Raw genomic sequence first — 16,973 nt, forward strand, 5'->3', positions numbered from 1 at the left:
TGGGCGTGGAAGCATATTCGATCCCTTCGAATGTACAGGGATTGTGGCGCTTCAGCGAAGCGGCTGGGACCGCGTGCGGTGGCGGGCCCATGGTGCAAAAGTGCGGACGATTGAGACCGCAAGCGCGATGCTGGCGGCGATTACGAGCATCGCTCCGTAGAAGGCTGCGAGCACCATGGCGGTGAAGATGATGATGGCGATCGGCGCGCCGAGTTCGTTGGCATACGAGACGAACGCGTCCCCGAGTTGGCCGGTGTGGGCGCCGTAGGCGATCGCGAATAGCGACGCGAGCGAGCCCCCTCGTAGGCCGTGCTGGCTCAGGCGTACGAGAAACTCGTGGGCATGGATGAGAGCCATATTCTTTTCCTTTCCCCGCGGGAATTGCGCCTCTCGGAACCGGCCGAGTGCGCTGTGCCGGAAGGCATTTTCGGCAACCGGTTCGGTGTCGGATGATACCCTCTGCGAGCGGGGCACTTCGGATTGTGCGAGGTGCAAAATGGGCGAGCACGGCGGGCCGACTGCGAGGCCGAGCCGGTGTCGATCAGGGTATCAGGCCGGGTCCGTTGAACGGATCATGGGCTTCGGTAGCCTGGGCTCATGAGAGACGTGCGAGGCGATCCACGATCTCTTGAGGATCGTCTTGCGCGCGGCGCCAGGCCGACTGGTGGGCGGCCAGGCCGGCTGGCGTATAGGCCGGGGTGTCGAGGTTCCATACCGGCAGACTGCCATCGCGCAGGGCGCGTTCGGTAACGAGTTCACGGCCGAGGCCGAAGCCTTGGAGCGCAGGCTTCAGGGTGAGATCGGCGCCTGCATACGCGCCCACGATCCGGTTGCGATCGTCTATCAGCAGCACGCCGGAGAAGATGCCGACGAAGCGGAAGCCGGGGCGGCATAGCGAGGCTGATCCGCTCGCCAGTTGGCGGTCGGAGAGCTGGAGAGCTTCCGGGTCGTCTTCCGCGATATCGAAGAGAACGGCGGGCAGGCGCTTTGCGAATACCCGGTCGACATCGAGGTCGGCGTCTTCGTTGCTTGGCCCCTTCAGGAACGCGTCGAGCGTGAGATGGAACGGCTCTGGTAGACGGGTCATCTCATGTTTCCTGTATCCCGAAGGGGCACCTTTCTCTGATCACTGCAACGGCGTGAGGATGATGCTCGCCGTCTCGCCGAACTGAGGCGACTGGCCGAACAGAGGATCGAGCGCGATGTCGCCGTCCTCGCGGCCGATGCGTGCGACTTCGATGCCGGATGGAAATTCCATCACAACGCCCTGCTCCGTGAACTCGCGGAGGCGTTCCGCTTGAGCGTCGTCTTCCACAGGGTAAATCGTGAGGCCCTGGGCAGTCGTACGGATGGTGACGGGCGCGGCGGAATCGTCGTTGAAGACCGTCATGGCATAGGTGGCTTCCGGCCATAGCGAGAGGCAGAAGGCACCAGCGACGACGCCGTTCTTGATATAGATGCCGTCGCGATAGTGGTCGTCGACGGTGGCGTGCACGGTCTCGGTGTTGAAGCCGAGTGGGACGAAGTCTCCGACCCAATATCGGCCGGCCGGCAGGCCGATGAGGTGGCCGTGGTAGTGCGCGAAGATCGGTTCTGCGATGGTGGACACGGGCTGCGCTCCTGATGCGATGCGGGGATAGAGGGGCGGTTTCACGCGCCCCGATTATTCGAAGTCGCCGCTGCCGCCGCCAGCTGGGCGGATCTGGACTGTGTCGAGCTCGCGGCGGAAATCCCAGGCGTCATGCGGCGCGTGCGGCGGTTCGCCGCGGCTGCGCGCGTGGTGCTGGATTGTGACGTCGCAGAGGTCTTCAAGAAGGCCCATGTCCAAGCCGCCGGCTGGAACCTCGACGGTGAGGATTGGGGTCTCGAAGTTCGTGTCACCGTGGGCGAACAGGGCAACACGTGAGACCATGTCGACCTTGATTGCGCGGCGCTCTAGCATGCGCTCATGCATACCGCGCTCCTCGCCGAGAGCGCCGAAAGCGATGGCGAGGCGATCGACACCTTCGAGCTCCACTGAGGGAACGGTGATAATGTCGCCGGGCTGCTGGGTCATTCTTTTTTCCCCTCCCGAATGAGATCTTCGGCCGAGCTTAGGGACCAGAGTCAGCCTGCGAGGGCTGCGTCGACCAGGCGGCTGGTCTCATCGCCGATCGGCGCGGCGAGGGTGGTCGCGATGTCGAGAAACGCGAGCGTCATCTCGTTGTCCGGGCCGAAGCCGCGATCGGCGGCAGCCGCGTAGCGCGAGTAATAGGAGAGGGCGACGGCGATCTTCAGATGCGTCGCGCGCTCGCCGTAGACGGTGTCCGCGAGAGCAGATGCATCCGGATAGGCAGTGGAGATCGCGCCCGTGACGATGCGGTCCGCGGCGGCGAGTGCGTCTACGGATACTGGCGTGCTCTTCATCTCATTTTCCCTTCGCATTGATGCTTCAATCCCCGTCCCGGGAGATAATGTCGCCGGGCTGCTGGGTCCTTCTTTTTTCCTTCCTCGAAAGGGATTTTGACCAAGCGTGCGAAGCAGAAAGCCTGCGGGTCTTGTCCGCATCGCGGAAAAGGAAACGCCCTGAACCGCACGATGCGGAGGGCGTCCTATTCGCTTGATCAGCCTGCGCGGGCTGCGTGGAACGGACGGCTGCGGAGACCAGTCGGTTGGTCACCGATCGACGAGGAAAGGCTGGCCGCGATCTCAAGAAACGCGAGCGTCATCTCGTGATCCGGGCCGTAGCCGAGGTCCGTGGCACGCATATACTGCGAGTAATAGGAGCTGGCGACCGTCATCCTGAGATACGCCGCGCGCGCGCCGTCGGCGGTACCGGCGGGAACAAGTGCATCAGGATAGGCAGCGGTAACCGCGTCGGTGACCATGCGGTCCGCCAAGGCGCGTGCGTCCGCGGAAACTGTTGCGTCCTTCATCTGATTTTCCCTTCCCGATGGCGCTTTAATCCACGTTTCAGGTGAAAGGTATGACAACCGGTGACCTGGCTGCTTCGAAGGTTCGAGTGATGTGAAGCAGACCCTGTTCACACGGGAGAGACGCCCCGGTTCGCGTCAGGCGAATGGGGCGCCTCCCTGTGCAGATCGTCAGGCGGCGACGACTTTCTTGAGGGTCATGTATCCAAGCTGCAGGCTTCCGCTGACAAGCACCCGGTGGCTGGTATCAACAGTGTCGCGAGTGGAAACGGCCCTGACTTCCATCGTCCATTCTTCCGCAGATCCGCTCATTGTCGCTCGGACCGGGTAGAGGCACAGATCGTCGAATTCGCTGGACCGAACACCGAAGATCGCCTCGAAGGACGGATCGCAAATTTCGTCGAAGACATCGCTGCAGCTGTCCTCAAGAAGGATGGCGACCGTCTCGGTGTATGGGTGCGAGGATACGTGATTGTAGCGCGCACCTTTCCAGAGAGGATCCGCCGATACAGCCTCAACCTGGACCACCCGGTGCCCGTTGACGTGCGCCAGCGCGGCGCTCTGGACGGAATGGATCGTGCGGGCCGCGTAGAGGTCTTGCTCGATGGCGCATTCGTCTGCGCCGTAGCCGAAGCAGTACTGGAAGGTGGTCTCGACGCCATCGGCGCGGAACACCTTCCAGCGCCGGTCGACGAACTCGACGTACGAGCGATTGCCGTGATGATCGTCGAACCGGAGACGCATGCTGTCACGGTCGAAGGCCAGTGCATCGCGGGCGATCTTGCGGATCTCCTCTAACGTCGTTTCGCCATCTTCGGCGATGTCGAGGATATCAGAGAGTGCCAGCGCGAGCCGGTTCGTGAGCGGCGTGGTCTGAGCCAGCAGGCCGGTGCAGTCCGGCGAAACGAGCGACGCAGATTGTGTCTGGGCGACGTCGGAGGACGTTGGGGTATCGAGTTCGATCATGGGTCGGTCCTTGGCGGGAGCCAGCGGCGGGTGGAGCCCGCGCGGGGACGCCGGCGGCTGGAGATCCGGCCGCGGGCGGGCTTGTTGGGGATGGAAAAATGGGGCCAGCCTCAGTGGCCGACCGGACGCCGATAGGCGGTGACAGTGGGAGCGAGGACGCCGCGGACGGTCTTGTTGCGGGACTCGTCAAGCAGCAGGACGTGGACGGCACGTCCCTCTTCGCGCTCGATCTCCTCGGCGAGAAGCCCGGTCTGGGTGAGCATCGTCTCGAGCCGCTGCATGCGGCTGGGCGCGCCGCTGGCCGGCGTCGCCGCGAACGTCTTCGCGGTGATCCGCGAGGCCTCATCTGCGAGATCGCGGGCGACGACCAGATCTGCATCACGGCGCAGTTTGTCGAGCGCGTGAAGGACGAAGATGCCGATCTCGTCATGGTCGAGTTGGGGATGTTGGCGAGCAACGAGGGTGGCGGCGACGGCGACTTCCATCGCTTGCGTGCGGGTCATCATCATGGGCTTTTCCTTCCCCTGGAATGCGTGGCTTCAGGCAGGCGGATCAGAGGGCGGCGACCCACTCGTCGATGTCGACGAGGGTGAGGCGGCCCGTCTTGTAGGCGCCCGTATCGATCCACGAGCAGTTCGAGTGGGTGATGGGTTCGGCCGACTTGGTGTGGCCAAAGAATACGTGATCGACACCCTCGACCGTGCAGTCGAACTCGGCGAGCGCGCCATGCGTTTTGTGACGGCGGTAGTCTGCGATGCGGTCCCGCGACCACATGCAGCGCGAAGCCATGCGGCCACGCGTTTCTACGTCGTCGGAGAGGAGCGCGCGGGCCATCGTTGCCCAGTCATCGGCGGGCACATCGGCGTGCACGAGGCCGATGATCCGGCCACCCGGCGTGCGCACGCGCACTGCAACGGGAGCGGCTCCCAGGGTTCGAGCGAAGTCGAGGATTTCCTCGGACACGAACGACGAATTGCCGCCGCAGAGTTCGGCCATGACAGAGCCGAAATCCATGTCGGCCGGCACGTGGTTCATGAGCCAGTCGCCGCCGTTGCGCAGGAGCGTGAAGCCGTTCGCTTCGTCCGTGCGGTGCGCCTCGAACAGCGCGCCCTGCAGGATCTGTTCGTGGTTGCCGCGAAGCCAGAGAACATGGGGGTTCTCGTCGAGGAAGTCCCGAGTTTCGAGAACCGCGGGGCCGCGATCGAGAAGGTCGCCGATCATGATGAGCCAGTCGCCGGCGTCGGCGTCGAAGCCAACGCGAGCGAGCTCTGCGATGAGCAGATCGAGGCGACCATGCAGGTCGCCGCAGGTGAAAACGCGGCGTGCCTTGGAAAGGTCGACGGAGACATAATCCCGCACAGCAGGGTCAACATAGGCCGGAGCCGGCGAGGTCTTGGTGCCCATCTTCTTTTCCCTTCCCAAGGATATCCCGGCCATTACGCCAGGCGAGTTACCACGCGCACGGGCTCGTCCTGAACGGCGCTCGGCTGGACCTCGAAAGGAGCTGCGAGGATGATGTCTGCAGCAACGCGCGGCCAGCACATAATGGCGATTGGCGTATCGCGCAGATGATCGATCGGCACATCATAGGTGTGCTCGGCGACGCGAAGAAGGACCGGGCCGCTGACGATACCGACGGCCAGGTAAGCAGCGAGAGCGGGGAGGATGAGCGCGGTGACGGCGAGGATCGCGAAGATCATCTATTTTTCCTTTCTCTAAGGAGATCTACCGCTCAGGCACCTCCGGTTTTCTCGGCCTCGCCCACGAAAAAAGGCCCGCCGGTCCATCAGGACGGGCGGGCGGATCGGTGTTGAAACGGATCTCTGGCAGGCGGGCATGCGGCGCCTGGCGCGGAGCCGCTTGGCGGCTTCGAGCGCCTTGTTCATGGACGAAGGGGGACGTCCTGATTGCCGCCTTGGGCAGCAGCAATCAGGACGACGATGATCGTCAGGCGACCTTGAGGTTCGCCGTTGCAGAGGCGATGCCGAGTGCGTCGACGAGCGCCTGCTCGTGCGGATCACGCTGGTCCGGCTGGAAGTAGTATTTCGCCGAGAAGCGAATGAGGTGGTCGACGATGGCGTTGAGCGGCGCGTCCTGGCCCAGGCGCGCCTCGCCGATCATGTAGCACAGGGAGATCTTGGCGAGGTCCGACAGGTCGCGGCCGGAGGCTTCGAGGATCTGTGCGATCACATCGATCTCGACGGTGTCGAAATCAGTCGCGGTGGCGTCGACAATCACGTCAACGTCGTAGAACTCCTGCCCGTGCTCGAAGGTCAGGATGACCTCGACATTCACCGTTTCGGCTCGGCCGAAGTCTCGGGAATCGAGGAGTGGGAAGCCCTTGTTGGGGGATACAATGGTTGGGGTCATCGCGGTTCCTTCATCGGAAAGTGGGGCGGGATATGGAGGGGTGGCGCGAGCGATTTGCCGCGCCCTGGGGGCGTGCCTGCGACGGGTCTCGCTCAGAAGGGGGCGATCGCGAACGGTGCGGTGGGATCGACAGGCGCAGGGATCTTTCCGTGGCGATCCCAGATCTCGAACCGATCGTCGGAGCAGCTCTGCTCCTCTTGATCGTAGAGTTCGGAGAGCAGCGAGAGCGCATGATCGGCGTCGTCGGCGGTCGTCTCGATGCGACGCGACGGGCTCGGAAGCGTGGCGTCCGTGAGGGGGCAATAGTCCAGGGTGAGGCGGACGATTACGACGCGTCCCTGGTCTGCGACCCAGTCGAGGAGGCCCTGACTGACGACGGCTGGACGATGGGTGGACTGGCCGACCTCGAACAGCGCGCGAAGTGCGTGGCTCATCTTGTTTTCCTCTCTACCTCAGACAATCACTTCGCTCAGGCTGAGGGGGAGGAGGCCCTGCGCGGCTCGTCTGTTTTCCTGGCGGGCGCTAAAAAGCGAGTGCTCCCCGCGGCGCCGCGGGAGCAGATGTGCGGATCAGGCAGGCGCTAGGTGCGACGGCCTGTCCAAAGAAACTGGAGTGCCCCCCGCGGACAGGATCTGAATCCTGGAATGGCTCGGTCGGTCGGGCGGTGCGCACGCCTGCGCCCGGAAACTGGAGTGCCCCCGTTACGTGCGGCGCGGGCCGCACTTTGCATCAGTTTGGGAGGCCGGCCGCCTTGGCTTCCTGCATGTAGAACTCGGCATCGCGTTCGAGATCGACCTCACGAAGTGCAAAGCAGGCGGTGCCAGCCGGCTCGATATCGCCGTCGTCGAGCGCGATCTCGAGCAGGTGCTTCGCGCATCCGGCGAGCGCTTCCTCAGCCGTGAGGTAGGCGGGTATCGAGATCATCCAGGAGCAGCAGGTGACGCCGGTATCATCGGACAGCGTCACCACCACGTCGCGCTGGGGGAGGATATCGGTCATGCGGGTAATCCCAGTGGGTGAGGTGGTGGTTCAATAACCCATGCGCGCTTCCAGGTACGCCCGACCGATACCAGTCACAGCTTCGAATGCGAACGCGAGAGCGAGTACGGCGCCGACAGTTTCCATCTTATTTTCCTTTCTTCCATGCAATCTACACGTCCTTCATCCGAAGAAAAAAGACAGCGCTGGCGAATGCTGGCGAGAAAGGGGTTCGGGCTTCGGGCTCCGGTCAGGAGGCCTTGCGCTTGGGGGTCCGGAAGTCGACGGTGTGCACGTTCGCCGGCTGGCGGCGGGCGGCCGGGCCTTCTTCCGACAGGCGGATGCGCTCGCCCCACGTCAGACGCGGAGGGTCCACGCGCACCACCTTGGTGACGAGGACGCGAGGGCGGCGCTGCGCGGCAGCCTGACGAACTTCCGAGAGTGCGAGGAAGAAGCCGGCGGCACCCAGTGCGGCGAACAGGATGGCCGTGAACGGGCTCACGTAGCCACCGACGCCAGCGATCGCGATCGCTGCAACGCAGGGGGGCATGATGCCCGTGCACAGGAGCATGACACCCTGCTCGAAGCGGTTGTCGGTCATCTTATTTTCCTTCCCAAAGGGGTCTATGCTCATCCGGGCCGGCATCACATTCTCGCGAGCAACTGCCAGTGGCCGGTGCTCTTGAGGATGAGGCCGAGGATCAGCAGCGCGCAGCCCTGGATTTCCAGACCGGTCTTCGGCCACCCTGCCTGGGGGCCGAGTTCAACACCCGCCCAGAGGAACGCGAACGAGAGCGCATAGAGCGCCACAATGTTGAACGTGCGCATGGTCGGAGGTCCTCGTCAGATGGTGAGCCAGCTGGTGCTGCCCTTGGGGTGCAGCTTGCGGAAGCGCTTGTAGGCGCGCTTGCGCGCGCGCTTCATCTTGCTCGGCTTGGCGGCGAGCATCGCCCGCAGGACGAAGAGCCCGCGGGCAGCCTTTCGGCTGCGCGGAGCCCGGGCGGCGATGCCCACGTCAAATGTCCCAGCGGCGTGTGGCAAGCTCTTCGTCCAGCTCGGCCGCGCTGGGTTCCAGCAGCAGGACACGCAGGTCCTGGAGTTCTTCGGTGTACGGATCGATAGCCGCGTGGAGCGGAAAGCCCGCATCGGAAGCGGCCTTGATACCGCTGAAGTCAGCCGGCGACAGGGGCTGCAGCGAGAAGTGCGCGACGATTGCGTCGGCATCCGGAAACTCACGCAGTTCCCCGAAATCGAACAGCTTCACCATCTCTTTTCCTCCCCTTGAAAGTCACTCCTTCGAGGACCGTGGTGCAGGAAGTCGCGTCGGCGTTACCCGCGCTGATCAAAGAGCAGGCGATGATATTCTTCTTCCTGCTCGGCGAGGAATTCGCTGATCGCGGGCACCCGCGAGGCGAGATCGGAATCGCCGCGACACAGTTCGAGGTACTCGCTCAGATAGCCGCTATAATCGTTGCTGTAGCGTTCCGCGATCGACGCGGCGCGAGCCTGGAAGGCGGCAATACGCTGCTGAACTTCGCGCTCCGCCTTATCGGCCTCGTAGTTCCGAAGCGCTTCGGGGCTCCATCCGTGAGATGCAGGCATGTGTGGTCCTTTCGATGAGCTTTCCGGAAAACAGGCCGGTGGGACAGGGAACGTCAAAAGACGATGACGAAGGTCGGGACGGCGGCAGATCGCCGCACTGAGTTTCGGGATGGGGCGGTATCCGCCCATCAGACACGAAGCGCTTTGGTGATCCACCATTCAGCTTCGTCAGCGGTGTCGAACGGTCCGGCTACCAGGCCGTTCATGTCCGTGGCGTACCACGCCGGGCGGCTATATGCCTCGTCTGCGGCGAGTTCGTGGGCGTCATCGACGTAGTCGGGATGCGTGAGCATGGGAGACTCCGAAACACCCTTGGTGAACCTTAGCCGGCGAGGCTCTCGCCAGCCGCCGGCGGCTTCATGCCCGCGGCGTCCCAGCCCTTCTGGGTAAGACGCCAGATGTTGTAGCGGTGGGTGCTGTACGCACCTTCGCGACTGAGTTCGACCAGCCCGCGGCGACGCAAAGGGAGGAAGATCCGAGAGGGCGGGAAGCCACGATAGTCGGCGGTCATGCTGCCGCCGCGCTTCGCCATCGCGGTGAGAAGCGAGCCCGTCCTGCCGGTCTTCTTGATGGGGCTTGGCATTGTTTTCCCTCCCGACCCATGTCGCGTGAAACCGCCCGTGAAGTGTTCCTCCCGGCGCGCGGCCGGGAGGAAGGTGGATGCCGTCAGGAGCCCCGAACCGGCGTCCCGGCGGTTATCCAGGCAGGGGGACGCTGGTCATGACCAGGCGGCCGTTCTGCATCGTCAGGCCGGCGATGAAATCCTGGCCGAGGACCATATCGGTAATGGCCTCCTCGGAGAACCGCTCCGGCACCAGCAGGTCAATGAACGAGGTGGCGTGACCGGGCACGTCAAAGCCGACGCCGGAAACGACGTAGTCGCCGCGGTTCGTGGAGATGTCCGCCAATTGGGTCTGATGGGCGGCGGTGAACGAAATGTCGCCCGCCCACGGGTCGAGCATACCGGTGACCTCCTGCCCCTCGACAGGGACGAAGGCTGGAGGGTAAGTCGCGACGCCGCGGGGCGGGAGGCCCTCAGCCTGCTCGGATGTTGCCTCCGACAGGGCGGTGATGCCGGTCTCGTCGCGCGTGAGCATCAGCACAACTTCGCCTCCCTTGCGGAAGCGGTTGCCCAGCGCTCCCCGGACGGCCGTCGGCACGAAGATGGTTTCGAGTGTGGCTTCGCCGCTGCTGGTGGCGACCGTCATCTCGCATCCCGGCGAGACAAAGCCGTTTGCGGTGGCGGTCAGTTTGCCGAGGACGATGATTGCTGCGAACTGGGTCATGCTGGTGTCTCTGCTTCTGGAGCGGTGGACGGTTGGAACGCGGACCAGGTGAAACATCGAGCGCGGTGCTTGGGCGCGCGGTAGGACCAGGCTCCCGTCATTCGATCCCGAGCGCGTCACGCACGAGATTGACCGCCTCTGCCTGCTCGGCAGGCAGCGTCTCGGCATCCACGCCTTCGTGGGCGGACGCGAAGGCCTGCATGCGTCTGGTGCCGAACATGCCCCTGCGCAGACCATCGACGCTGATGTCGACGGGCGTCAACAAGACGGCAATACGAAGCACATCCGGGCGGTCGGACGGGAGGACGCGGCTGCTCTCCAGATACTGGCGGTCCGGATTTGAGGCGACTGCTGAGCCGAGCCGGCGGATAGCGGAGCCGAGGGTCGGTGCGTCCTCGACCCTGAGGATCGTTTCGCCGATGCAGACGAACTCGACCGTGACCGTCGACGCGAGCGGAAATGCGGATACCGCATCGTCCGGCCGGGTGAGGTCGACATCGCTCAGGATCATGCTGATCATGTCGAGGTCAGCCTCGACGGTGGCTGCGCTGCGCGGATCGGTCATCTGATTTTCCCCTTCCAATGTATACTCGTCCCCAGGAAAGTGAAGTTCAGGGCCGCAGCCCCGAGCGCCACTCACGCGGATGAACGACAGGGTTGCGGCCTCGCTGGCGCCACAGGCCGCGGCGGAAGGTCCAGGCCCAGCCGGTGAGGAACTTGCCGACGATGCCCTCGCCCCAGCCGTGACCGCGGGCGCTCATCCGCCAGGAGAGCGGCCCGCGCAGGGTGATAATGGTCGCAAGCGGTCGGCCATAGTGATCGCGCTTGCGCAGGATCGCGATCGCGAACTCGCGGCGCACGATGCGACGCAGGGCTGCGGTGGCGGCGCGGCCGCCAGGCTGGTTCCACTCCGGCGCGTCAAAGCCGGAGAGACGCCAGGCGACGCCGCGCACCTTGATGGTGTCGCCATCGACCACGGTCGCCTTCCTCGGCACAATGCGGACAAAGATCAGGACGAGCAGGACGGGGATCGCGGCGAGGACGAGCTGGAACGTCATCTTCTTTTCCCTTCCCTGACGAAATTCGTCCTGTCCGGGCATTGCTCGTGCACTGCCTGTTTTCCGGGCCTCGGCCACGAAAAAAGCCCCCGCCGCTTTCGCGGTGGGGGCTCTGCAGAGATCTTACGATGGATGGTGGCCCCGGCGAGGATCGAACTCGCGGCCTCCCGGGTCATTACTCCGGGGCTCTGACCAACTGAGCTACAGGGCCTGATTCTGTTAGGCGGCGTCGAGCGATGCCGCTGCCGAAGTTGCGGCGCGGAATGTATCCAGTGCCTTGGTGTCGACGATAGTCACGGCGCCGGATCCGGTCCAGCGGACCGGTACGCGCAGCTTGTGACCGGGCACCAGCCGCTCGCGGTGGAACTGGTAGTTCGATCCCTGCACCATGAAGGTGACACCCTTGATGTCGCCGTTCGCCTTGCGGAGCAGGGCTTCACCTCTTGCGTAGGCCATCGAGCCCGACCCACAGTGGAGCACGGAGGTGATCTCCAGCTCGTTCATGCTCACGGGGCCGGCTTTGCCCTTGGAGTATTTCATCCGAATACCTCCTGAGGTTGTGGTGATCGGAAGCGAATTTCCGATCGAAGGGGTGACTTAGAGGTCGAGAAGCTCCTCGACCTCGATTTGGACCGTGGTGGGGTCGACGCCAGCCGCTGCTGCGAGACGGTGGACCAGGTAGCGGGTGTCTTCACCCTTTCCCTGAAGGTCTGCGATGTTCAGAAGGCCATGCCGGTAAGCGCTTGCTGGCATCTTGTTTTCCCTTCCCTCATCCTGTTCGAAATGAGCGCAAGGGAATTTCAGGGCTAAAGCGACGCGAGGCTGTGACAGCCGATGCGGCGATGAACGGGCACGTAAAGGAAGCACCAGCGTTCCTGGAGAACGTGGTTGGGCAGGTAGATGTCGCGCCTGCCGAGGAAACACAGGCCGCGGTCGTGCATCGCGAGATGGAAGAGCAGACCGAGTGCGAGAACTGGCAGAGCGGCGAGGACGCAAAGACTGATCAGCGCCCACAGAGGAACGAACATGGGTGGTTCCTTTGACGGAGGGGTCAGGTCAAAAGCTGCTCCGTGCGTTCGCAGCGACCCGGAAGCGGTACAGGACGTGCGCCGACGGCGACTGCAAGCCTGCGGCGCGCGACGGCGTCCAGATACACCCGCTGCTGAGATGCGGCCGCGTCACGGATCTGGCGAGCCTCGCCTCGCGTGACATATCCGTCTTCCATCGCCGAACGGACGTCTGGCTGTACGCTGGGACAGACCCTGATCAGCGTCTCAAGGTCGCTATACAGCGAAGGCTCAACCGGCGTCCTGTTGGAGTGGCGCTGATACTCGATCTTGCCGAAGATGGCGGCGACGAAGACCGAGGCGACGATCGACCCGGTGATGACGTACTCCAGCACCCGGTTCCGCTCAGGGAGGAGCGGGCGCGTCGAGATGAACGACTGTGCTGCTTGTCTCATACGTACCCCAGGTAGGAAACAGGTGCGACGGCCGAGAAGTCTCGGCCACGGCAGGTGGGGCAACGTTGAGGAGCCGCGAAGACGTCGTGGACGACGTGCTTGCAGTGATGGCAGCGGAAATCACCGACCAAAGGCGAGGCAGCACCGGCTGCAGGTCGAAGCGGGACTGGATGCAGAGCAGCGAACGCTGCCATCGCGCGGATTGCCGTCACGTCCTGGCCGTCGGACGGGAGGACCTCTTCGCCACGCAGGAACTCCGCATGTTCCAGCCGGCCGACCCGTTCATGCTCGTCCGCCAGGATGAGGCGAGCAGCGCGTGTGACGTCCGGCGCGGGATGTGGCTGCGGGGCAAGCATGCTGGCAGGCTTGAGTGGTTCGGCGTTCATGGAGCGCTCCCTTTTGGTCTCGTGGTGGGGAGGGGGCTTGGCCCCCTCCTCAAGCGGCTTCCGCCTCGATGTGGCGAGGCATGGTCTCCATCTCGCGATCGATCATCGCGAGGGTGCGGAAGCCGCTGGGGCGATAGTTGAAGGCCTCGCGGTGCCATTCGTACCAGAACGAGGAGCGCTCCGGATCGATGATCGATGCCTCCACGTTGGGGTTGATCGCCAGGCTTTCGGCCTTGGCTGCCTCGTAGCTTGCGAGGACCTCACGGTAGGGGGCGAAGTCCTTCACGAAGCGGCGGCGCGCTTCGCAGTCGGCTTCGGTGTGTGGCTCGCCATGCTCGGTAGCGAAGGCCTGCTCGCCTTCGTCCATGGTGCGAAAGATGGCGGAGATCAGCCTCTCCATCTCTTCGCAAAGGGCGAGCTGACGCGGGGTCGGCGTCGTATTGACCAGTGGCTGGAGGTCGCGCAGTTCGTCCCAGTCCAGGCAGACCAGGACGAGCCCGTCCTTGACGAAAGCCACGCGCTGGGCCTCGGCTTCGTCCATCGAGACGAGGATCTCGGTGCCGACCGGCAGGGCATCCTGATAGCGCAGGCGGTAGCGGATCTTCTCGACCAGGAGCCGGGTCTTGGCGGACGAAACGCCCTGGCGGCGCAGGGCCTTGAAGGTGTTGCGGCGGAAGGTTGCGGTGTTCGTACGCATGCTCATTCTCCTTTTCCCTTCCGCGATGCGGATCATCTACCTCGCTGGTATCAAGGCTCGCTCGGCTCTACGCGTCCCGGCGGTGTGGCTGACCTCGTCCTCAGTCGCGACGACGTTGTCGTCGACTCGGGTGGGATGGTTGCGAGATAGGCGAGATGATCCCCGTAGGCCGGGACGAGCGTGCAGCCGTCTCCAAAGTCGAAGCCATGCGACGGGTCGACGGGGTTGATAAGTGGTTTGTAGCGCTCGCTCCACGTGTCTTCATCGAGCGTTTCGGGTGCGATGCTCATCGGGTTGATCCTTCAGGGTTCAAGTGGGGGAGCGGGACGCGCCTTCGCCGTTGAGGCAAGCTCCCGCCGGCGGCGGCTGGACTGAACCAGGGAGAGGAAGGCCAGCGTGACGAGCACGCCGTAGAGCATGCCAGCAACGGCGCCTGGATCCGGACTCCTGGTGTCAGGCCGGGCCGAGGAGAAGTAGGTGAGCACGGCTGCGAACAGACACAGGAGGTTCACCAGCACGGGCCGGCCCTGCCGGATTGTTGCGAGCAGCGCGACGCCCAGGAGGAGGACCGCCATGAGGAGCGCGATCGTCTGGAGAGGGTGCATGGATGCCCTTTCAGTTTGTCAGGCGCGTGGCAGAGCCGGGCGGAGAAGCCGAGCGACGGCTCTGAAAGGCGAGCGGGTTGTTGCGCTCGATAAGCGGGCCCCAGGGGTTGAACTCCCACATGCCTGTGCGGCAGTCCGTATCCAGATAATCCGCCAGCATCATATCGCGCTCGCTAGGGCTGAGTGCGTCCCAGCTTTCCTGGGTCGGCTGGACGGCGCCGTGCTCGTAGAAGAGGTGATCGAGTTGGTCGACCAGCAGGTCGAGCTGGTGCTCGCCGACGAGCATGCGGTCCCTCATCAGGTCGATGAGCACCGCATCCTGGCACGCAAGTGGCGTGCTCGCGAACTCGGCGCGGCGACCCGCAAGCAGCTCGTCTCTGGCAATCCGCGCCTGCAAGCGGACCATTGCGGCGGTGTTGTCGATAACCGGTACGGTAACGGAGAGACTGGCGGTGATCATCGAACGAATTCCTGGCGTTGTGGGCAGATGCTCTCTCGGTCAGTTAAGAGGATAGCCCATGCAGAAGGGCATCGACGGGTCGTAGGGGACCTGGTCGAGGCAGCTGGAGTACCCGAGCGCCTCCATCTGGTGGAGATAGGCCAGCCACCGCTGAGCCGATGCGAGGTCATGCCCGATGCTGGTCCCGAGCTCGAGGGCATCGAGGGCCTCGCTGCCGGTCATCTGCTGCCAGTCGATGGCGGACATGAAGCGCTCATGGCGGTTCGCGCAGCGCGCAATCGCCTGGGAGTGGCGCTCGGCGGCGGCGATCTGCTGGTGGATGGCAGCCATTTCATTTTCCCTTCGTGGAAGATCTCGTCTTCCTTTCCGACAGGGAGCCCCTTGGCCGCCGGACGGCCCGACTTACGCTGCCCGGTCTTCGCGCTGAGCGGCGTAGATTTCGAGCGGTAGCTCGGGCTCGTACAGCACACCGTCCTCGTAGAACGGTGTTACCTCGATCTGCATGAAGTCAGCCCAGTGAGCGGCCATGGTGAGGGCGCGATCGCGGGCTTCCGAGATTGGAAGACCTTGGCGGCCGTCGAGATCGTCGTAGACGCAGTGGCTCGCGAAGGAAGCCGGTTCCAGCGTGAAGCCTTCGTCCGTGGTGAGGCGGACAAAGTAGGTGATGCGACCACAGCTCTCCGTCAGGCGAGTGACGTCCACCTTGGTGATACGGCGCATAAGCTTCTCCTTTTCACCCCGAGGGGCATTCAAGGCAGGCATCCGAAAGCGAGCACCGGGGTCGACTTCTCGATCGGTGCCGCCGGATCGTGCAGGCTTTCCCATGCGAAGGTCGCGCCTGCCGGCGCAGGCGCGCAGCGGATCACCACCTTGTTGCAGGTAATCGACAGAAGTGCCTCCCCGGCGTGGACGTGGTTCGAGACGTCCTGGATGGTCAGGTGCTCAGCGGCTGGTCGCAGAACGGGATCTTGAAGCAACGTGGAGAGCGGACGTCCCATCGCACGGGCCATCATAGTCTCGGGAAGGCTGAGCCCACGGATTGCAACAAATACCCGATCATGGTGCGGGGCGGACTCGATCCGGACCCTGTGGGAGCCCTCTCCTCCAAGGCGGAACTCAAGTCCGTCGGTCGCGACGTCGCCGGCTCCCGGCGTCAAGTGGCAGTAAAAGAGGGTCGGGGCTTCTGGACCCTGAGCTTGCCAGGTGCGCGACACGCTCGCGCGGCGGAGTGCGTCCGCGTCTTCCGAAGCAGCCGGCGTTTCCGAAACAAACGCCGCAACTTCTGCTTCCGGTAGGAAGTGGGAGAGGACGGACCAGGTCAGGACGTCGACGGTGCAGGCCCATGGAGGATTGACCGAACCCGGGGACACGCGTGCGATTTCCGCGTCACGCTGTCGTCCGCGGATCTGGCGGAGGACAGCCCTTCGCACGCTGGCATCGATCAGCGAATTCCGGCGATTTGCCGAAGCGAGGACGTACGGCAGGTAGTCGAACGCAAGAGCGCCTTCGCCCGCGCCCGGCAACTCGCCTTGAGCTTCAGGCCGGCTAAAGACCAGCATGGCGGTCAGGGTCTGCGGCTGAAGGCTCAAAGTGTACGCGTGCTCACGCCAGAGGTGTGCCGCAGCTGGATCGCCCAGATCATTGGCGGCGAATTCGAGAGAAATTCGCGCGGCCTGGCGCATTGCGAACAACCACATGGATTCGAGCGATTGCGACATCAGCGGGTCCTGTTTTCGAGGCACTCGAAACAAAAAAACGGGGCCATCTGAGTACAAGATGGCCCCGTTTGGGGAATAGCGTGGCTCAGGCGGCGAGGCTTTCAGCAGACCGCCTGAGGTAAGAAACGTCGACAATTTCGCTGGCCGCCTGGCGTACGTCAATAACATCGAGAACGCGCGTCCGCTCGCTGGCGAACAACTGCTCCTCGTTCATGGTGACGTCGGCGATGCGGCCGGCCTGGTAGGCGGCTTGAGCGAGCGATACGAGTTGAGACGCGTAGGTCGCGATCAGGCCGTCCTGCATCGCCTCGATCTTGGACTGACCGATCTGGACGGAGACCGAAAGCGCGCGCTCGAGGCCCAGCAGGGCGTTCCACTCTGCGAGGTTCTGCCGCCAACGGTGGAAATCGACAGTCTGGCGGACGGTGCGCGCGATCAGCATCGCGTAATCGCGATCGTACTTCTTCATTTTC

Annotated in this window: 36 protein-coding genes and 1 tRNA gene; all 37 read right to left on the reverse strand. The window is 63.9% G+C overall.

Going from position 1 to position 16,973, the window contains the following annotated elements:
• Positions 1–51 precede the first annotated feature (51 nt).
• Positions 52–357 carry a hypothetical protein gene (locus tag QP045_RS01750; RefSeq protein ID WP_422513231.1) on the reverse strand — a complete coding sequence of 102 codons (306 nt, stop codon included), beginning with the start codon at positions 355–357 and terminating at the stop codon, positions 52–54.
• A gap of 238 nt (positions 358–595) precedes the next feature.
• Positions 596–1,087, reverse strand: a complete 492-nt coding sequence (locus tag QP045_RS01755; protein ID WP_422513232.1) for a hypothetical protein — start codon at positions 1,085–1,087, stop codon at positions 596–598.
• Positions 1,088–1,126: 39 nt separating this feature from the next.
• A complete protein-coding gene (locus QP045_RS01760; RefSeq protein WP_422513233.1) occupies positions 1,127–1,609 on the reverse strand; it encodes a hypothetical protein in 483 nt (160 codons plus the stop codon).
• A 54-nt stretch (positions 1,610–1,663) separates the two neighbouring features.
• Positions 1,664–2,056 carry a hypothetical protein gene (locus QP045_RS01765; RefSeq protein ID WP_422513234.1) on the reverse strand — a complete coding sequence of 131 codons (393 nt, stop codon included), beginning with the start codon at positions 2,054–2,056 and terminating at the stop codon, positions 1,664–1,666.
• 50 nt (positions 2,057–2,106) lie between these two features.
• Positions 2,107–2,406 carry a hypothetical protein gene (locus QP045_RS01770; protein ID WP_422513235.1) on the reverse strand — a complete coding sequence of 100 codons (300 nt, stop codon included), beginning with the start codon at positions 2,404–2,406 and terminating at the stop codon, positions 2,107–2,109.
• Positions 2,407–2,603: 197 nt separating this feature from the next.
• A complete protein-coding gene (locus tag QP045_RS01775; protein WP_422513236.1) occupies positions 2,604–2,915 on the reverse strand; it encodes a hypothetical protein in 312 nt (103 codons plus the stop codon).
• A gap of 168 nt (positions 2,916–3,083) precedes the next feature.
• The gene (locus QP045_RS01780; RefSeq protein WP_422513237.1) at positions 3,084–3,878 is read right to left on the reverse strand and encodes a hypothetical protein; all 795 of its coding nucleotides are present in this window, start codon (positions 3,876–3,878) and stop codon (positions 3,084–3,086) included.
• Between the two features lie 110 nt (positions 3,879–3,988).
• Complete coding sequence (locus QP045_RS01785; RefSeq protein ID WP_422513238.1) at positions 3,989–4,387, reverse strand: hypothetical protein; 399 nt, start codon at positions 4,385–4,387, stop codon at positions 3,989–3,991.
• Between the two features lie 43 nt (positions 4,388–4,430).
• On the reverse strand, positions 4,431–5,282 hold the full coding sequence (locus tag QP045_RS01790; RefSeq protein WP_422513239.1) for a metallophosphoesterase: 852 nt from the start codon (positions 5,280–5,282) through the stop codon (positions 4,431–4,433).
• 32 nt (positions 5,283–5,314) lie between these two features.
• Positions 5,315–5,578 carry a hypothetical protein gene (locus tag QP045_RS01795; protein WP_422513240.1) on the reverse strand — a complete coding sequence of 88 codons (264 nt, stop codon included), beginning with the start codon at positions 5,576–5,578 and terminating at the stop codon, positions 5,315–5,317.
• 247 nt (positions 5,579–5,825) lie between these two features.
• Complete coding sequence (locus QP045_RS01800) at positions 5,826–6,248, reverse strand: hypothetical protein (RefSeq protein WP_422513241.1); 423 nt, start codon at positions 6,246–6,248, stop codon at positions 5,826–5,828.
• Positions 6,249–6,340: 92 nt separating this feature from the next.
• Positions 6,341–6,682: a hypothetical protein gene (locus QP045_RS01805; protein WP_422513242.1), complete on the reverse strand. Its 342-nt coding sequence runs from the start codon at positions 6,680–6,682 to the stop codon at positions 6,341–6,343.
• 295 nt (positions 6,683–6,977) lie between these two features.
• Positions 6,978–7,247, reverse strand: coding sequence for a hypothetical protein (locus QP045_RS01810; RefSeq protein WP_422513243.1), 270 nt, complete (start codon positions 7,245–7,247; stop codon positions 6,978–6,980).
• A 229-nt stretch (positions 7,248–7,476) separates the two neighbouring features.
• Entirely contained in the window at positions 7,477–7,827 is a 351-nt protein-coding gene (locus tag QP045_RS01815) for a hypothetical protein (protein ID WP_422513244.1), read from the reverse strand.
• A gap of 44 nt (positions 7,828–7,871) precedes the next feature.
• Positions 7,872–8,054 (reverse strand): hypothetical protein, encoded by a 183-nt coding sequence (locus tag QP045_RS01820; RefSeq protein ID WP_422513245.1) that lies wholly within the window; start codon positions 8,052–8,054, stop codon positions 7,872–7,874.
• Positions 8,055–8,069: 15 nt separating this feature from the next.
• Entirely contained in the window at positions 8,070–8,240 is a 171-nt protein-coding gene (locus tag QP045_RS01825; RefSeq protein ID WP_422513246.1) for a hypothetical protein, read from the reverse strand.
• Position 8,241: 1 nt separating this feature from the next.
• Positions 8,242–8,493, reverse strand: a complete 252-nt coding sequence (locus QP045_RS01830) for a hypothetical protein (RefSeq protein WP_422513247.1) — start codon at positions 8,491–8,493, stop codon at positions 8,242–8,244.
• Between the two features lie 62 nt (positions 8,494–8,555).
• On the reverse strand, positions 8,556–8,828 hold the full coding sequence (locus QP045_RS01835) for a hypothetical protein (RefSeq protein WP_422513248.1): 273 nt from the start codon (positions 8,826–8,828) through the stop codon (positions 8,556–8,558).
• 128 nt (positions 8,829–8,956) lie between these two features.
• A complete protein-coding gene (locus QP045_RS01840; RefSeq protein WP_422513249.1) occupies positions 8,957–9,121 on the reverse strand; it encodes a hypothetical protein in 165 nt (54 codons plus the stop codon).
• 29 nt (positions 9,122–9,150) lie between these two features.
• Positions 9,151–9,411, reverse strand: coding sequence for a hypothetical protein (locus tag QP045_RS01845; protein WP_422513250.1), 261 nt, complete (start codon positions 9,409–9,411; stop codon positions 9,151–9,153).
• A gap of 112 nt (positions 9,412–9,523) precedes the next feature.
• On the reverse strand, positions 9,524–10,114 hold the full coding sequence (locus QP045_RS01850) for a hypothetical protein (protein ID WP_422513251.1): 591 nt from the start codon (positions 10,112–10,114) through the stop codon (positions 9,524–9,526).
• A 97-nt stretch (positions 10,115–10,211) separates the two neighbouring features.
• Complete coding sequence (locus QP045_RS01855) at positions 10,212–10,679, reverse strand: hypothetical protein (RefSeq protein WP_422513252.1); 468 nt, start codon at positions 10,677–10,679, stop codon at positions 10,212–10,214.
• 46 nt (positions 10,680–10,725) lie between these two features.
• Positions 10,726–11,172 (reverse strand): thermonuclease family protein, encoded by a 447-nt coding sequence (locus QP045_RS01860; protein WP_422513253.1) that lies wholly within the window; start codon positions 11,170–11,172, stop codon positions 10,726–10,728.
• A gap of 133 nt (positions 11,173–11,305) precedes the next feature.
• Positions 11,306–11,383 (reverse strand) — tRNA-Ile (locus tag QP045_RS01865).
• 8 nt (positions 11,384–11,391) lie between these two features.
• Positions 11,392–11,712, reverse strand: coding sequence for a hypothetical protein (locus QP045_RS01870; protein WP_422513254.1), 321 nt, complete (start codon positions 11,710–11,712; stop codon positions 11,392–11,394).
• 57 nt (positions 11,713–11,769) lie between these two features.
• Positions 11,770–11,925 (reverse strand): hypothetical protein, encoded by a 156-nt coding sequence (locus QP045_RS01875; protein WP_422513255.1) that lies wholly within the window; start codon positions 11,923–11,925, stop codon positions 11,770–11,772.
• 53 nt (positions 11,926–11,978) lie between these two features.
• Complete coding sequence (locus QP045_RS01880; RefSeq protein WP_422513256.1) at positions 11,979–12,200, reverse strand: hypothetical protein; 222 nt, start codon at positions 12,198–12,200, stop codon at positions 11,979–11,981.
• Between the two features lie 23 nt (positions 12,201–12,223).
• Positions 12,224–12,634 (reverse strand): hypothetical protein, encoded by a 411-nt coding sequence (locus tag QP045_RS01885; RefSeq protein WP_422513257.1) that lies wholly within the window; start codon positions 12,632–12,634, stop codon positions 12,224–12,226.
• Positions 12,631–13,020 (reverse strand): hypothetical protein, encoded by a 390-nt coding sequence (locus QP045_RS01890; RefSeq protein WP_422513258.1) that lies wholly within the window; start codon positions 13,018–13,020, stop codon positions 12,631–12,633. The genes QP045_RS01885 and QP045_RS01890 overlap by 4 nt, the downstream gene beginning before the upstream one ends.
• 49 nt (positions 13,021–13,069) lie before the next feature.
• Positions 13,070–13,717 (reverse strand): hypothetical protein, encoded by a 648-nt coding sequence (locus QP045_RS01895; RefSeq protein WP_422513259.1) that lies wholly within the window; start codon positions 13,715–13,717, stop codon positions 13,070–13,072.
• 50 nt (positions 13,718–13,767) lie between these two features.
• Positions 13,768–14,007, reverse strand: coding sequence for a hypothetical protein (locus QP045_RS01900; protein ID WP_422513260.1), 240 nt, complete (start codon positions 14,005–14,007; stop codon positions 13,768–13,770).
• Positions 14,008–14,019: 12 nt separating this feature from the next.
• Positions 14,020–14,322: a hypothetical protein gene (locus tag QP045_RS01905; RefSeq protein ID WP_422513261.1), complete on the reverse strand. Its 303-nt coding sequence runs from the start codon at positions 14,320–14,322 to the stop codon at positions 14,020–14,022.
• Between the two features lie 10 nt (positions 14,323–14,332).
• Positions 14,333–14,782, reverse strand: coding sequence for a hypothetical protein (locus tag QP045_RS01910; RefSeq protein WP_422513262.1), 450 nt, complete (start codon positions 14,780–14,782; stop codon positions 14,333–14,335).
• Positions 14,783–14,821: 39 nt separating this feature from the next.
• Positions 14,822–15,112 (reverse strand): hypothetical protein, encoded by a 291-nt coding sequence (locus tag QP045_RS01915; protein ID WP_422513263.1) that lies wholly within the window; start codon positions 15,110–15,112, stop codon positions 14,822–14,824.
• A gap of 72 nt (positions 15,113–15,184) precedes the next feature.
• A complete protein-coding gene (locus QP045_RS01920) occupies positions 15,185–15,502 on the reverse strand; it encodes a hypothetical protein (RefSeq protein WP_422513264.1) in 318 nt (105 codons plus the stop codon).
• Positions 15,503–15,531: 29 nt separating this feature from the next.
• A complete protein-coding gene (locus QP045_RS01925; protein WP_422513265.1) occupies positions 15,532–16,557 on the reverse strand; it encodes a hypothetical protein in 1,026 nt (341 codons plus the stop codon).
• Between the two features lie 28 nt (positions 16,558–16,585).
• Positions 16,586–16,969: a hypothetical protein gene (locus tag QP045_RS01930; RefSeq protein ID WP_422513266.1), complete on the reverse strand. Its 384-nt coding sequence runs from the start codon at positions 16,967–16,969 to the stop codon at positions 16,586–16,588.
• Positions 16,970–16,973 lie beyond the last annotated feature (4 nt).

It is taken from the genome of Sphingomonas sp. 3-13AW (assembly GCF_049311085.1).
GTDB lineage: Bacteria > Pseudomonadota > Alphaproteobacteria > Sphingomonadales > Sphingomonadaceae > Sphingomonas.

Excerpts from the sequence above, each read along its gene's own strand:
- QP045_RS01780 (WP_422513237.1), bottom strand. The coding sequence starts at position 3,878 with ATGATCGAACTCGATACCCCAACGTCCTCCGACGTCGCCCAGACACAA.
- QP045_RS01820 (WP_422513245.1), bottom strand. The coding sequence starts at position 8,054 with ATGCGCACGTTCAACATTGTGGCGCTCTATGCGCTCTCGTTCGCGTTC.
- QP045_RS01785 (WP_422513238.1), bottom strand. The coding sequence starts at position 4,387 with ATGATGATGACCCGCACGCAAGCGATGGAAGTCGCCGTCGCCGCCACC.
- QP045_RS01790 (WP_422513239.1), bottom strand. The coding sequence starts at position 5,282 with ATGGGCACCAAGACCTCGCCGGCTCCGGCCTATGTTGACCCTGCTGTG.
- QP045_RS01895 (WP_422513259.1), bottom strand. The coding sequence starts at position 13,717 with ATGCGTACGAACACCGCAACCTTCCGCCGCAACACCTTCAAGGCCCTG.
- QP045_RS01890 (WP_422513258.1), bottom strand. The coding sequence starts at position 13,020 with ATGAACGCCGAACCACTCAAGCCTGCCAGCATGCTTGCCCCGCAGCCA.
- QP045_RS01775 (WP_422513236.1), bottom strand. The coding sequence starts at position 2,915 with ATGAAGGACGCAACAGTTTCCGCGGACGCACGCGCCTTGGCGGACCGC.
- QP045_RS01765 (WP_422513234.1), bottom strand. The coding sequence starts at position 2,056 with ATGACCCAGCAGCCCGGCGACATTATCACCGTTCCCTCAGTGGAGCTC.
- QP045_RS01870 (WP_422513254.1), bottom strand. The coding sequence starts at position 11,712 with ATGAAATACTCCAAGGGCAAAGCCGGCCCCGTGAGCATGAACGAGCTG.
- QP045_RS01755 (WP_422513232.1), bottom strand. The coding sequence starts at position 1,087 with ATGACCCGTCTACCAGAGCCGTTCCATCTCACGCTCGACGCGTTCCTG.
- QP045_RS01810 (WP_422513243.1), bottom strand. The coding sequence starts at position 7,247 with ATGACCGATATCCTCCCCCAGCGCGACGTGGTGGTGACGCTGTCCGAT.
- QP045_RS01845 (WP_422513250.1), bottom strand. The coding sequence starts at position 9,411 with ATGCCAAGCCCCATCAAGAAGACCGGCAGGACGGGCTCGCTTCTCACC.
- QP045_RS01815 (WP_422513244.1), bottom strand. The coding sequence starts at position 7,827 with ATGACCGACAACCGCTTCGAGCAGGGTGTCATGCTCCTGTGCACGGGC.
- QP045_RS01900 (WP_422513260.1), bottom strand. The coding sequence starts at position 14,007 with ATGAGCATCGCACCCGAAACGCTCGATGAAGACACGTGGAGCGAGCGC.
- QP045_RS01770 (WP_422513235.1), bottom strand. The coding sequence starts at position 2,406 with ATGAAGAGCACGCCAGTATCCGTAGACGCACTCGCCGCCGCGGACCGC.
- QP045_RS01835 (WP_422513248.1), bottom strand. The coding sequence starts at position 8,828 with ATGCCTGCATCTCACGGATGGAGCCCCGAAGCGCTTCGGAACTACGAG.
- QP045_RS01805 (WP_422513242.1), bottom strand. The coding sequence starts at position 6,682 with ATGAGCCACGCACTTCGCGCGCTGTTCGAGGTCGGCCAGTCCACCCAT.
- QP045_RS01885 (WP_422513257.1), bottom strand. The coding sequence starts at position 12,634 with ATGAGACAAGCAGCACAGTCGTTCATCTCGACGCGCCCGCTCCTCCCT.
- QP045_RS01860 (WP_422513253.1), bottom strand. The coding sequence starts at position 11,172 with ATGACGTTCCAGCTCGTCCTCGCCGCGATCCCCGTCCTGCTCGTCCTG.
- QP045_RS01875 (WP_422513255.1), bottom strand. The coding sequence starts at position 11,925 with ATGCCAGCAAGCGCTTACCGGCATGGCCTTCTGAACATCGCAGACCTT.
- QP045_RS01880 (WP_422513256.1), bottom strand. The coding sequence starts at position 12,200 with ATGTTCGTTCCTCTGTGGGCGCTGATCAGTCTTTGCGTCCTCGCCGCT.
- QP045_RS01830 (WP_422513247.1), bottom strand. The coding sequence starts at position 8,493 with ATGGTGAAGCTGTTCGATTTCGGGGAACTGCGTGAGTTTCCGGATGCC.
- QP045_RS01750 (WP_422513231.1), bottom strand. The coding sequence starts at position 357 with ATGGCTCTCATCCATGCCCACGAGTTTCTCGTACGCCTGAGCCAGCAC.
- QP045_RS01795 (WP_422513240.1), bottom strand. The coding sequence starts at position 5,578 with ATGATCTTCGCGATCCTCGCCGTCACCGCGCTCATCCTCCCCGCTCTC.
- QP045_RS01910 (WP_422513262.1), bottom strand. The coding sequence starts at position 14,782 with ATGATCACCGCCAGTCTCTCCGTTACCGTACCGGTTATCGACAACACC.
- QP045_RS01905 (WP_422513261.1), bottom strand. The coding sequence starts at position 14,322 with ATGCACCCTCTCCAGACGATCGCGCTCCTCATGGCGGTCCTCCTCCTG.
- QP045_RS01915 (WP_422513263.1), bottom strand. The coding sequence starts at position 15,112 with ATGGCTGCCATCCACCAGCAGATCGCCGCCGCCGAGCGCCACTCCCAG.
- QP045_RS01840 (WP_422513249.1), bottom strand. The coding sequence starts at position 9,121 with ATGCTCACGCATCCCGACTACGTCGATGACGCCCACGAACTCGCCGCA.
- QP045_RS01800 (WP_422513241.1), bottom strand. The coding sequence starts at position 6,248 with ATGACCCCAACCATTGTATCCCCCAACAAGGGCTTCCCACTCCTCGAT.
- QP045_RS01920 (WP_422513264.1), bottom strand. The coding sequence starts at position 15,502 with ATGCGCCGTATCACCAAGGTGGACGTCACTCGCCTGACGGAGAGCTGT.
- QP045_RS01855 (WP_422513252.1), bottom strand. The coding sequence starts at position 10,679 with ATGACCGATCCGCGCAGCGCAGCCACCGTCGAGGCTGACCTCGACATG.
- QP045_RS01850 (WP_422513251.1), bottom strand. The coding sequence starts at position 10,114 with ATGACCCAGTTCGCAGCAATCATCGTCCTCGGCAAACTGACCGCCACC.
- QP045_RS01930 (WP_422513266.1), bottom strand. The coding sequence starts at position 16,969 with ATGAAGAAGTACGATCGCGATTACGCGATGCTGATCGCGCGCACCGTC.